Annotated in this window: 13 protein-coding genes; all 13 read left to right on the top strand. The window is 38.8% G+C overall.

Going from position 1 to position 12,899, the window contains the following annotated elements:
• Positions 1-340, top strand: a 340-nt coding sequence (locus tag N0M92_RS14180; RefSeq protein ID WP_260286367.1) for a hypothetical protein, incomplete at its 5' end; no start/stop codon positions are given.
• Positions 337-2,052 (top strand): terminase large subunit domain-containing protein, encoded by a 1,716-nt coding sequence (locus N0M92_RS14175; protein ID WP_260286366.1) that lies wholly within the window; start codon positions 337-339, stop codon positions 2,050-2,052. The genes N0M92_RS14180 and N0M92_RS14175, both read left to right, overlap by 4 nt.
• Before the next feature lie 19 nt (positions 2,053-2,071).
• On the top strand, positions 2,072-3,211 hold the full coding sequence (locus tag N0M92_RS14170) for a phage portal protein (RefSeq protein WP_260286365.1): 1,140 nt from the start codon (positions 2,072-2,074) through the stop codon (positions 3,209-3,211).
• Entirely contained in the window at positions 3,208-3,933 is a 726-nt protein-coding gene (locus N0M92_RS14165; protein ID WP_260286364.1) for a head maturation protease, ClpP-related, read from the top strand. Before N0M92_RS14170 ends, N0M92_RS14165 begins: the two co-directional genes overlap by 4 nt.
• Before the next feature lie 26 nt (positions 3,934-3,959).
• On the top strand, positions 3,960-5,111 hold the full coding sequence (locus N0M92_RS14160; RefSeq protein WP_260286363.1) for a phage major capsid protein: 1,152 nt from the start codon (positions 3,960-3,962) through the stop codon (positions 5,109-5,111).
• A gap of 5 nt (positions 5,112-5,116) precedes the next feature.
• Positions 5,117-5,281, top strand: a complete 165-nt coding sequence (locus tag N0M92_RS14155) for a hypothetical protein (RefSeq protein ID WP_260286362.1) — start codon at positions 5,117-5,119, stop codon at positions 5,279-5,281.
• A 9-nt stretch (positions 5,282-5,290) separates the two neighbouring features.
• Positions 5,291-5,581: a phage gp6-like head-tail connector protein gene (locus tag N0M92_RS14150; RefSeq protein WP_260286361.1), complete on the top strand. Its 291-nt coding sequence runs from the start codon at positions 5,291-5,293 to the stop codon at positions 5,579-5,581.
• Positions 5,565-5,981 carry a phage head-tail adapter protein gene (locus N0M92_RS14145; protein ID WP_260286360.1) on the top strand — a complete coding sequence of 139 codons (417 nt, stop codon included), beginning with the start codon at positions 5,565-5,567 and terminating at the stop codon, positions 5,979-5,981. The genes N0M92_RS14150 and N0M92_RS14145 overlap by 17 nt, the downstream gene beginning before the upstream one ends.
• A complete protein-coding gene (locus tag N0M92_RS14140) occupies positions 5,978-6,379 on the top strand; it encodes a hypothetical protein (RefSeq protein ID WP_260286359.1) in 402 nt (133 codons plus the stop codon). The genes N0M92_RS14145 and N0M92_RS14140 overlap by 4 nt, the downstream gene beginning before the upstream one ends.
• On the top strand, positions 6,376-6,762 hold the full coding sequence (locus tag N0M92_RS14135) for a DUF3168 domain-containing protein (protein ID WP_260286358.1): 387 nt from the start codon (positions 6,376-6,378) through the stop codon (positions 6,760-6,762). Before N0M92_RS14140 ends, N0M92_RS14135 begins: the two co-directional genes overlap by 4 nt.
• Positions 6,763-7,338 carry a major tail protein gene (locus N0M92_RS14130; RefSeq protein ID WP_260286357.1) on the top strand — a complete coding sequence of 192 codons (576 nt, stop codon included), beginning with the start codon at positions 6,763-6,765 and terminating at the stop codon, positions 7,336-7,338.
• Between the two features lie 63 nt (positions 7,339-7,401).
• On the top strand, positions 7,402-7,728 hold the full coding sequence (gene gpG / locus N0M92_RS14125; RefSeq protein WP_260286356.1) for a phage tail assembly chaperone G: 327 nt from the start codon (positions 7,402-7,404) through the stop codon (positions 7,726-7,728).
• Between the two features lie 198 nt (positions 7,729-7,926).
• Entirely contained in the window at positions 7,927-12,855 is a 4,929-nt protein-coding gene (locus tag N0M92_RS14120; RefSeq protein WP_260286355.1) for a phage tail tape measure protein, read from the top strand.
• The last annotated feature ends 44 nt before the right edge of the window (positions 12,856-12,899 follow it).

Raw genomic sequence — 12,899 nt, 5'->3', positions numbered from 1 at the left:
GGGTAGTATGGAGAAAATGGACTTTGAAAAACTAAAAAATCAATTATTAGCACGTATTGATACTGATGATCTTCTCGAAATAAAGAAAGTGAATGATCTAATTCGACTGCATGAATTAGATGCCGAGTGCGATACAGTGATTAATCGTGATGGAATTAGTATTACGATTGAAAATGGAAAACAAAAATTTATAAAAAGCCATCCGAGTATGAATGAAAAAATGAAAATCAACGCTCAAAAAATTGCGCTAGAAAAATCGATTAAATTTAAATTAAAGGCAACCCCTGCCCCTGCATCATCATCTGTGGAAGGCAAACCAAAGCGTGGTAGTTTAATTTGATTACTTATAACTACGTAGAAGAATATATTTCGATGTGGCGTAACGGCGACATCATTTTAAACAAAGAGCGTATCATGCTTATCGAGTGGCTTGAAGCGGACATCCTGACTATGGTTGACGTTTACTTTGATAGTAAGCACATTGAACAGTTTATACAATTTGCTGAAAAGTGGTATTTCGATTTAGAACCATTTCAAACATTTATCACTTGTTTTATTTTCTTACGTTATAAGGATACAGATGATTTAGTATTCGATGAATTTTTCATTTACATGGCACGCGGAGCAGGTAAGAATGGTTTTATTTCAGCACTTGTAAATTATCTAATTAGTGAGCTTCACGGAATCGATTTTTATAATGTGTCAATTGTGGCCAACAGCGAAAAACAAGCTAAGACTTCATTTGCAGAAGTCTACAATGCAATTGATATGAATGATGATTTGAAGTCTTATTTCAAGCATCAAAAAGCTGTTATTGAATCGGTAGATACAAAAGCTATCTTCCAATTCCATACGTCAAACGCAAGCACGAAAGATGGTTTGCGCGATGGTTGCGTTATTTATGATGAAGTACACGAATATGAAAACAATGATGTAGTAGATGTATTCTCGGGTGGTCTCGGTAAAGTGCGAGACAGTCGGGAATTTTTTATTGGTACAGATGGATTTGTGCGAGATGGTTTTATTGATCGTTTAAAAGAACGTGCTATGAGTATTTTGAAGCGTGAAGTTTCGGTAAAAGAAGATTCATTATTTCCGTTCATGTGCTGCATCGATGATGAAGAAGAAATGCATAATCCAGACATGTGGCAAAAGGCGAATCCACAGTTTCATCCGCCATTAAGTGGCTATGCAAAAACATTATTCAAGAAAGTGTTGAAGCAATACAAGAAGCTCGAAAATGATGCATCAGGATATGAAAATTTCATTACAAAACGTATGAATCTACCAAAAGTTGATTTAGAAAAATCAGTTTCATCATGGGAGAAAATAAAAGCTACCAATCAAGGATATGATTTATCGGAATTGAAAAAACGCGAATGCATAGGTTCTGTTGACTATGCTTCCATTCGAGACTTTGTTGCTTGTGGATTGCTTTTCTTGAAAAACGATTATTTCATCATACCAAGAGAACTATCGTATTCGTTCGTTTGCAAACCATTTGCTGATAAACATTACGGTTATAGTACACCGAAAGCAGAAGGTAATAACAAAAAGGACCATCGAAAATTTGCACCTATTCGCAAATGGGAAGAAGATGGTTTATTGAAAGTGCTAGATAAAGATTCAATGGATCCATACATTGTTGTCCAATGGTTTGTGGATCGTCGTAATGAAGGTTGGAATATAAAAAAAATCATTGGCGATAATTTCCGAATGGAAATATTACGGCCACTATTTGAAGCAGAAGGGTTCGAAGTTGAAACCATTCGAAATCCAGATGCTGCAAGTGCTTTGTTATCCCCGAAAATCGACCTTGCCTTTGATGAGGAACGAGTTATTTTTGGTAAGAATCCTATTATGCATTGGTACACAAACAATGTTCTGGTTGTTATTGATAACAAGGGCAATAAGTTATATCGAAAAAAGGAGCCAGTCAAACGCAAAACGGATGGTTTTATGATGTTTTTATATGGAGTATGGGCATCTAGAGATTTAGAGGATTACGATTTTTCAGATGCTTTAGATGCATTAGATGCACTCAATTTTTAGGGAGGGGGTGAAAATGTAAATGGGATGGTTAGATAGTGTATTAAGAAGAAATAGCGAATTGGAATCATTGTTTGATTTGGATTTAATTGATGAAACCAGTCATCGAGCATATCTAAAAAAGATGGCTCTGGAGATCTGTATCAACTTCATCGGTCGGTCCATAAGCCAATCGGACTTCCGGGTTATGGAGGGGGACAAGCGCCAATATAATGATTGGCATTATCTTTTAAATGTCCGGCCAAACACAGATCAAAGTGCTGCGGACTTTTGGCAAAGCTTCATCTACAAATTGATTGATGAAAATGAAGTGCTGGTTGTTCTGACGGATGACAATAATTTGCTAATAGCTGACGATTTTGTCAGGGATGAATATGCTGTGTATCCAGACAGATTCAGAGACGTAACGGTTAAGGATTATACGTTCAAACGATCATTCCAGATGGACGAGGTTATTTATCTAACTTATAACAATGAGAAACTTTCAAAATTCATGGAAGGAATGTTTGAAGATTATGCTGATTTGTTCAGTAGGATGATTGAAATCAGCATGAGGAATAATCAAATTCGTGGGACAGTAGGCATTGATTCAAGCCAATCTCTCGATGAAAAGAACACAAATAAACTGCAGAATTTCATTGATAAGTTATTTAAATCATTTAAGGCAAATTCCATTGCTCTTGTCCCGAAATTGAAAGGCTTTGAATACACCGAAGTATCAAAAGGTGATGTGAAGGGACAATCCATTGAGGATTTAACCAAATTAAAACGTTCTGTTATTGGTGATGTAGCCAATGTGTTAGGTATTCCAACTGCTTTGATTCATGGTGAATTATCTGATTATGAAACATCTATTAAAGCTTTCGTAAAGTTCTGCAATAATCCAATCGTCAAGAAAATACAGGACGAGATTAATGCAAAAATAGTTGCAAAAGAAGATTTTTTAAAAGGATCCAGGATAGATGTGTTTGGGTTAACAGAAAGGGATTTAATAGAAAATGCCGAGGCTGTTGATAAGTTAGTAGCTTCTGGAGCATTCACGCGAAATGAGGTGAGGGAGTTGTTTGGTAAGGAACGTTCTGATAATCCGGAGTTAGATGAGTTTGTTATCACGAAAAACTATCAAAGTGCTTCAACCGTGAAAGGAGGTGAGACTAAGTGACGAAAAAAATTCAAGCAATCCCTTATAAGTTTTTGAATCAAACCAATGGAGAAGAGCATGAAATGATTATTTCTGGTGCCATTGGCAAAAGTGGATGGTTTTATACGGCTACAAGTGCAGAAGATGTTCGCAATGCCCTGGCTGAAATCACTGCTCCCACTGTGCGAATTAAATTAAATAGCGGTGGTGGCGATGCTGATCAAGGGGTTGAAATTTACAATTACTTAAAAGACCTGGATAAACATATCGTTGTGGAGGTGACATCGTTGGCCGCATCAGCTGCATCAATAATTGCGATGGGAGCGGATGAGGTGATTATGCGGACTGGATCAAGGATGATGATTCATGAAGCGGCAACCTTTGCATATGGAACTAAGCAAGATATCAAGAAAACTCTTAATGCCCTTGAGACTTATGATGAATCGATTATATCCATCTATCAACAAAAGACAGGTAATAGCCGTGAGGAAATAGCCAAATTAATTGAGGCTGAAACCTGGATGACGGCCGAGCAGGCTGTCAAGGATGGCTTTGCTGACAAAGTGGAATATGAACCGAAAGAAGATTCAAAAGAAGGCATTACGGACGAACAATTACAAGAAATCATTAATACTGTTACAAACAATTTAAAACAAAATAGTAACCAAAACAATGAACCTCATTCCCCTGTCCCAGCTGAGCGTGAGCCAGTTATGACAAAACGAAAAGGGTTCATTTTTTAATTTGAAAATATTGGAGGAATGTAAGGATGGTTATGAAATTAAACAAGCACACAGAAACGTATGAAAATGCAAAAGCGAATTATGCTGAGGTAGTTAAAAATGAAAATTCTACACCAGATCAAGTTGAAAAATCTTGGAACGATATGCAAGATGCGTTAGTCAATTCATTATCAACTCAAATTAAGCAGCAAGTAGCAAACGATAACTTAGATAATATGGTTTTAACTTCTCGAGGAACAAATGTATTAACTTCAGGAGAGCGTGCTTTCTTCAATCAAGTTGTTCAATCGGATGGGTTCACTGACGATTTGATTTTACCGGAAACAGTTGTTGAACGTATTTACGACGATTTAACAACAGAACATCCGTTACTATCAGTTATCAACTTTCAAAATCTTGGCACTATCACTTTAACAGCTATTACGTCTGAATATGAAGGTGCGGCTGTATGGGGTCCAATCTTTGGGGATATTAAAGGGCAATTAAACGCTGCATTCAATCAAGAAAATATCGCGCAATCTAAGTTAACGGCATTCGTTGTATTACCGAAAGATTTAAAGAAATTTGGTCCTGTTTGGATTGAAGCTTATGTGCGAGCTCAAATTACTGAAACTTATGCAGTTGCTTTAGAAAACACAGTGATTAATGGTGTGGGTCCTACTAAACACGAGCCTATTGGATTAGTTCGCGATTTACAAGCAGCAGTTGATCCAACAAATGGCCACGCTAAAAAAACAGCAGCAGGTACATTAACTCTTGGCGATACGAAAACTACTATTGAAGAATTTGCTGGAATCGGTGAATTACTTTCTGTTAAGCAAAACGGAAAACCTTTAAATGTTAGTGATAAAGTAGCGTTAATTATCAACCCGACAGATTCTTGGAAGTTAAAAGCAAAATTTACTACACAAAATTCATTAGGTGTGTACATCACAGCAATTCCATTCAACTTCACTTTAATTGAATCAGTATTTGCAACTTCTGGTGAAGTAATCGCATTTGTTAAAGATCGTTACGATGCTTATCGTGGTGGTGGTGTTGAAGTGAAGGAATACCAAGAAACACTAGCGCTCGAAGATTGCAATTTACACATCGCAAAGACTTTCGCATTCGGTAAGCCACGCGATAATAAAGCAGCAGCAATCTATACATTATCTATTAATACTCCGGAAGGGTGATTTAGATGGCTAAATATAAAGTGTTAAAAACATTCAAGGATATCCACACGAATGAAGTTTATGAACCTAATCAAGAAATTGAAATGAAAGTAACAAGGGCTAAAGAGGTTGAGCAAAATCTCGATGGCTCTTTTTTAAGTAGGGTAGAAGAAAAAGAAGATGATAAGTAGGTGATTTGATTGGAAATCACTAACGAATTGCTTTTACAGTTCAAAGAACGCATGAAAATATCACACTCGAAAGAGGACGACAATATCAAAAAAATGTTGTCCTTTTCATATGCGGCTATCAAAAGAAAGTGTGGAGAATTTGATATTGCTACGCATGAAGGTGGAAGAGAACTTGTCTTTGAGCGTGCGCGATATTCTTATAATGATGCCGTGGAGTATTTCGATGAAAACTTTGCTAGTGAAATAACAGGGGTAGCTCTTGATTTATACGAGGGGGATCCTGATGAAACCAAAGTTTAACCCAAATAAAATCGGAAGCGGTGAGTTAAGGACACCTGTTTGCTTTTACCAATATGCCCCGAATAATGGCCCAGAGCCAGGCGAAGGAGCATTGGTGCAGGTATATGAGTGTTTTGCAGAAGTGTACAGCGCAAGCATGAAAGATATCGAAATTCTCAATTCTGGCAAGGAACAACAGCAGCTAAAATTTATGAATACGAAAAATGCCGTGACTATTAATATCCGCGATTCATTCGGTGAGTATTTTCCCGACACTGAACACTACGCAGAGTTAGAGGATGATCGCTATTCAAAAATGATAGATGGTGAACGTAAATATATTCGTTTTAATGTGATTGACGTTCGCCCGAACCTAACTAATAACGATTTTATTACCGTTCTTTTGGCGGTGATCACATGAGTGTTGAATTTAAGGGGTTCGAGGACGTCTATAAAAAACTGCAAAAACAATTGTCAGAACAGGCTTTAAGCAGAGTATCCAATAAAGCTTTAATGGCCGGAGCGAATGTGGTTTCAAAAGCCGTCTCCGATGAATTCGAGGCATTTAAAGATCAAGGGTGGTCTCAGGAAGAAATTGTAGTAGGTAAGGTAACAAGCAAGAACGGATTTAAATCGATATTAGTGGGATGGAACGGACCACATGAACGGTATCGGTTAGTCCATCTAAATGAATTTGGCTATAACAGAAATGGTAAAAAAGTAAAACCTAGAGGCTACGGATCTATTCAACGAGCAATCTCGAATAGTGAAGGAGCCTTTTTGCATGCGGTCACGAAGGAGATGAAAAAACAATTATGACAGATGGATTGATGGTGATTTATAACCAACTAAGAACAAATGAATTAATTGTTTCCCTTTGTGAAGACCGTATTAAGTTTTATGAATATCCCGAAACAGGAGATACCAGCAAACCTTTCATCGTGATTGACCCATTAATTCCTCCTTTTCCAACGGTCTATGCAAGTAATGAAAATCATGCTTATAAATATCTGTATCAAATTGATGTGGAATCAACGGAACGAATAACCGTTAAAAAGATACAGGCTGAGATAAGGAAGGAATTGAAAAAGCTTGGTTTCGGACAATTAAAAGATGAGGGTTTAGATGAATATTTCAAAGAAACAAAACGCTTTGTTGACGCCAGGCGTTATCAAGGACTAATAAAAGAAGAGGTGCTGTAAATGGGTATTAGAGTAGGTTTCAAGCGGGCAACATTTGTGGTTTTAGATAAGGATGGTAAAGCCACGAAAGATGTATTTGTTGTTGAAGGTAAGGCCAACAAGGGCGGAACAACGGAAGCTACCATTTCAGGTATATCCCCTGAATCTGTAAAGGCTTATGCTTCAAATGTGGCGTATTATGTATCTGCAAAAGGCACGGGTGACGTTAAAGCGGAAATCGGCATTCTGGACGTTCCGGAAGATATGACAGAAGCGGTATTGGGTCGTAAAAAACACACAGATGGCTTTACATTGATTGGTGAACGTACAGAGGCGCCGTATGTGGCCGCATTATTAGAATCAGAGGATGCTTCAGGCCAGCCGGTTTTATTCGCTTTATTAAAAGGTAAAATGTCTGCCGGTGATGTGTCGCTTAAAACAAGTGAAGATAAACCAGCAGAACCAGATGATGAAAAACTGACAATGGAATGTATTGCAAATAACGATGGCGAAACCATTGCTTATGGGATCGGTACGGAAATTGCTACAAAGTTAAAAGCATATGCATTTCCCCCTGCTACACCACCTGCTGGATAAATAGAAGCCTTCCTTGCGGAGGGCTTTTTCATTTTATTTTTATGAAAATTGGAGGAATGGAACATGTACACATTAGATATAACCGATTCAGAAACAAAAAAGGTCACTACCCTGACGCAACCATGGGTTAGTGGCAAACAACTAATAACAGCATTAAAGCTGAATAATGCCGTCTATGAGAATGATGAAGAGTCAACCATGGCCCTGGTCAATTTCGTTGCTGATTTATTTGACGTTAAAGCAAATGACATCCTAGAAGGTATCCAGGCACATGAATTAATGGAGAAATTGTATGAGGTGTATTACAAAGTTCTTGGTTACAGCGAAAAAAAGAGTCAGAAGTTGATCCAGTTCATGAAGGACGGGGAAGTAGAAGCGGAACTGGATTAACCCCACAAGAAGCGATTGATAATCTAAATGCCCTTTTTCTAAATTTAATGCAGCAGGGTATGAGCTATCACGATGTAGTTCATGCCGATTACTATCATTTAATGGAAATTTTAAATAATGATGAAAAACCTAAAAAAGAAAAAGCCATGGATTTAGCGGACTTTGTAAAAACATTATCGTAGGAAAGGAGGAAACTAATTGATAGGAAAAACTCAACCACTTGGAAAAATGATTATTGAAATGGATTTATCGTCTGCCAGTTTCACCAAATCTTTAACGGCTGTAAACCGATCGATTAAATCCGCAGAACGTGAAATGAAGGCCAATATGGCCGTGTTGAATAATGCGGATGATAAATACGGTGCATTAGGTAAGCAGGTTGCCGGCTTAAATAAGATCATGTCTTTGAACGAAAAACGCATTCAGCAATTGAATGAAAAACGTAAAAAAGAGCTTAAGACAAATGCGGAAAGTTCCAAGGTTATACAAAATTTAAATAAAGAAATTAATACAGCCGTACAGCGACAAAGTGCCTGGCAAAAGCAAGTCAAAGATGCTACCAGCAAAATGGTCGACTATACATCGTCCACGAAAGATTTAGAATCCGAACTGGCTAAACTTAAAAAGAAGACGGACGACCATGTGGAGAGTCAGAAAAAAAGCGGGTTAGCCTTTTCAGCTCAAAAATCTAAGCTTAAAGGATTGAGTGACCAGGCTAAAATCCATCAACAGATAGTCGATACCCAAAAACAAAAAGTGGCGGATTTGACAAGGGAATTTGGCGAGCATGATCGCAGAGTCGATGAGGCCAAAAATAAATACAAGTCCCTCGTGGATGAACAACAAAAATTGAATTCATCGTTCAATACTCTGAATCGAAAAATCTCCACTGTTCATCCTTCTTTTGGTAAGTTAGCAGATGACATTGGAAAAGCAGAATCAAAGCTTCGAGGCTTATCTAATCGCGCCATGACCACGGGTTCAACCTTAAACGAAACAGGCCGTTCGATTTCATCTAGCTTTAGAGGCATTGCTTTAACAGGCGGTTTAGGGTTAGGGTATACCATCAAACAAGCAGCTGATTTTGAACAAGCTATGGCCGACATTAAAGCGCTCATGAGTCCAGAAGAATGGAAACAATACGGAAAAGGGATGAATACCCTTGTAAAAGAACTTGGACTTGAAACGAAATACAGTAATAAAGAAGTGGCCGTCGGGTTGCAAGAGTTGATTAAAGCTGGTGTTGATCTAGATGCAATCATGAGCGGTGGATTAAAATCATCCCTTTCATTAGCCACAGCAGGTGAATTGGAATTAGGTCAAGCAGCTGAAATTGCCTCAACCGTGTTGAATTCATTTAGAGATGACAATATTGATATGGCAAAAGCAGCCGATTTACTAGCCGGTTCGGCAAATGCTTCCGCCACATCTGTGGAAGAAATGAATTATTCATTATCCCAAGTTTCAAGTGTGGCAGGACCCGTTGGATTTAGCTTTGCGGATACAAATACAGCATTGGCTGTTTTCGCTCAAGCTGGGCTGAAAGGATCGGATGCAGGTACATCCTTAAAAACCATGATAATGCGGTTGTCTCCACAGACTGATGCAGCTGCAACGGCAATGGATGAATTGGGCATTGCTACAACCAATACAACGGCCGGCTATAAATACTTAGTGGAAAAGGGTATCCAGCCAGCTTCAAGAACTATTCCGGATTTAGATAAGGCATTCAAAGAATTAGCCAAACAAGAACTTGGTTCTGGGGCATCTAAAGCAAAATTGAGAAAAGAATACGATCGACTTCAAAAAACGAGTGGGTATCTTTCATCTTCCTTCTTTGATGAGCAAGGTAATGTTAAAGCCATGTCTGAAGTTTTTGATATTCTTCAAGAGTCTACAAAAAATCTTTCCAAAGAACAAAAAATCAATGCCTTTAATACCATCTTTGGTTCGGATGCCATTCGTGGTGCCATGATCGCTAGTAAATCAGGTGCTGAAGCGTTTGACGAGATGGGTGTAGCCATTAATAAAATTAGTGCCGATGATGTAGCAAAAACTAAAATGGACACATTAAAGGGCTCTATTGAAAAAATGACAGGTGAGGCGGAGAGTGCTGCCACGACCTTCGGGACGGCCTTGATTCCGACCATAAAAACGGTGGCTGGGACCATCGAGGATGTAGTCGGCTGGTTCAATAAATTAGACCAGGGTACGCAGCATTCCATCGCAAAATGGACAGCCATTGGTGTGGGTGTGGCTGGTGTAGGTGCGGCACTTGGATTTTTAACGATTGGGATTGGCGGTTTAGTTACTGGAGTCGGAAAAATTACTCGTGGCGGGGCTGGCCTACTTAAATTTTTATCAAATGGTGTCATTAATTTAGGTAGTTTTACGTCCATGACCAAAGGCAGCACTCAATCTTTAAACGCTGAGACGGTTGCCCTTAATACCAATACCACAGCCTTGCAACGCAACAATAGCGTTCGTGGCGGCGGGTTAGCAGGTGGCAAAAAGGCACCTGCAGGAACTACTATTACTCCTACTGTTTCTACAGGAAGCAGAGTGGCTAAAAATGCAGGGAAGGTTGGCAAAGGAGCCAAAGCCTTAAAATATGTAAAAGGGGCTGGCCCAATCGGAACGGTTATCGGGGTCGGCGCATTAGGATATGAATTGGCTACCGGTTCTGGAACAAAAGAATCGATTGGCGGAGGTATTGGTGGCACTTTAGGTGGTATCGGTGGTGGTGCTGCAATGGGTGCGGCACTTGGTTCGATTGTGCCAGGTATTGGTACTGCAATCGGCGGCATTGCTGGCGGTATTATCGGTGGAATTGTCGGGGACAAGGTTGGTTCGTCCATTGGGAAGGTTTTTGATAAACAGGATAAGAAGGAAGCTGCCCGTAAAAAAGCGACGAAAACAGCGGAAAACGGGGCATCACTTAACCTCAAAATCAAGGGTGTATCAGATTCGACCCAAAAGGCGTTAGGTGAGTATGACAAGCTATATACCGGGGCAAAAACAAAGCTTAATCAAATCATGTTATCCAATACTGTGGTCAATAAAAAGATTAAAGATGACACCACCAAACAATATAATTCCATGACCAATAGTGTTCTTTCATCCTTAAAAGATCAACACCAGAAAGAACGTGTCGAAGCTGTAAAAGCTTTGAAATCCAATAAGGACTTATCCCAAAAAGAGAAAGACGAAGCGCTCAAAAAATTAGCTGAAAAACATAAAGCCGAAATGGATAAAGTCAAAGGTGACAACAAGCGCGTTAAGCAAATTATGAGTAATGCATCTAAAGAAAAAAGAGCCCTTACTCGTGATGAAAAGCGTGAAATCAATCAAATCAATGAGCGTATGTATTATACGAAAATTAACAAGACGGCCAAGAGTGAAGATGAAATAACTGCCATTTATAAGAGACGAAGTAAACAACGAAATGACATTACAACAAAAGAAATGAATCAAACCATTAAAGCAGCTAAAGAAGAATTTAAAGAGACGAAAGAAAATGCAGAAAAAAAATACAAAAGTAAATTGCATAACGCTGAAGTACAGTACAAGAAATTAGGCGTTATATCTAAATCTGAATATGAAAAAATCCGTGATAATGCGAAAAAGGAAAAAAATGAGACCGTCGATCAAGCTAAAAAGAAAAAAAACAGTGTAATAGAAAATGCAACACTCCAAAAAAACGAGTCTGTTAAAGCTTCTAAAAAACAAAAAGAGAAAAATATTGAAAATGCCCAGAAAGAAACAAGCGGAGTAGGAAAAGCGTGGGATGGATTAACAGGTTTCTATAAGGTTGTAGTCGGGTGGGTTAAAGGTGTATTTGGTAATAAAGATAAGACCTCGTCCCCTCCAAAATTTAAACCTGGCAGCATTCCCGAAAACGCTAAAGGAACGTTTCAAGGGCCCTTTAAAGGCGGACTATCTTTTGTGGGTGAAGAAGGTCCGGAACTTGGATACTTACCAGGTAGAGGCCTAGGATTGGTTGGAACAACCGGTACTGAGCTGGTGAATTTACCAAGGGGCTCAGCTATTCTCCCTCATGACAAAACAAAAGCAGTATTAAGCAGCTATAATTTCCCTACCAATTCGATCCCAGGCTTTGCTAAAGGTACAGGCGATGATGAATCATTTATGGATTACATCATTAATGGTTCTAACAAAGTTATAGACGGCATTGGCACATTGGGTGGAAAAGCTGTAGATGCATTCGATCTCATCACAAAAGGACCTTCTAAGCTATGGAATCAATTAACTAAGTCCTTGAATTATAAAGACACGTTCCCTTCATTTGCGAACCACTGGGCAGGCGGGAAAGGTGTTGTTTCGTGGGCTAAAAATCAAGCCGTGGATTATTTCAGTTCATTGTTCGATGGATTCGGCGGTGGAGGCAGTGCGGCTCCTGTGGGTAGTGGAGTTGAAAGATGGCGGGGCACTGTCATGAAGGCATTAAGTATGAACGGCCTTCCTACTAGTGCTAATTACGTGAACGCTTGGCTAAGGCAAATCAAGTCTGAATCAGGCGGGAATGAAAAAGCTATCCAATCCACAGCTGTCAAAGATGTTAACTACTACTCAGGAAATTTAGCACGCGGTCTCGTCCAGGTGATCCCGCCAACTTTTCGCAGTTTCGCATTCCCTGGACATACAAACCAAATGAATGGTTTAGACAGCTTATTGGCTGGCATGAACTATGCTAAATCACGTTATGGAGCCAATATGTTGAAATACATTGGTCATGGTCATGGGTATGAAAACGGCGGCATCATTACCAAGGAACATTTGGCGATGGTGGGTGAAGGTAATAAACCTGAAGCAATCATCCCTTTAAGTCCAAATAAGCGTAGTAGGGCACTAGAATTACTGGCTACCGTTTCTAGTAAAATATTTGGTGATCCGACTAAGACTAGTAACAACGATAATAGTCTTATTTTTTCTCTACTAAAAAAACAGGATACGCAAATCGAATTATTACAGCAAAGCGTAAATTTATTAGCGAAATTAATCAACAAAGATTCAAATGTATATCTAGAAGAAAAAGTACTTTATAACTCAATGAAAAAACAGCAAAACAAAGAAGATACCTTATTCAAACTGGCTAAAGGCATATAACGCTTTTGGTCTTTTTTTCTTTTTCAGAAAGGAGAAATAAACAA

Origin of the sequence: Peribacillus aracenensis (assembly GCF_025175645.1) — a bacterium.
Classification (GTDB): domain Bacteria; phylum Bacillota; class Bacilli; order Bacillales; family DSM-1321; genus Peribacillus; species Peribacillus aracenensis.
The sequence above is the reverse complement of the archived record's forward strand: the minus strand, read 5'-3'. Positions and strand labels throughout refer to the sequence as shown.

Coding starts and splice junctions, on each gene's coding strand:
- N0M92_RS14170 (WP_260286365.1), top strand. CDS start 2,072: ATGGGATGGTTAGATAGTGTATTAAGAAGAAATAGCGAATTGGAATCA.
- N0M92_RS14160 (WP_260286363.1), top strand. CDS start 3,960: ATGGTTATGAAATTAAACAAGCACACAGAAACGTATGAAAATGCAAAA.
- N0M92_RS14155 (WP_260286362.1), top strand. CDS start 5,117: ATGGCTAAATATAAAGTGTTAAAAACATTCAAGGATATCCACACGAAT.
- N0M92_RS14145 (WP_260286360.1), top strand. CDS start 5,565: ATGAAACCAAAGTTTAACCCAAATAAAATCGGAAGCGGTGAGTTAAGG.
- N0M92_RS14140 (WP_260286359.1), top strand. CDS start 5,978: ATGAGTGTTGAATTTAAGGGGTTCGAGGACGTCTATAAAAAACTGCAA.
- N0M92_RS14135 (WP_260286358.1), top strand. CDS start 6,376: ATGACAGATGGATTGATGGTGATTTATAACCAACTAAGAACAAATGAA.
- N0M92_RS14130 (WP_260286357.1), top strand. CDS start 6,763: ATGGGTATTAGAGTAGGTTTCAAGCGGGCAACATTTGTGGTTTTAGAT.
- gpG (WP_260286356.1), top strand. CDS start 7,402: ATGTACACATTAGATATAACCGATTCAGAAACAAAAAAGGTCACTACC.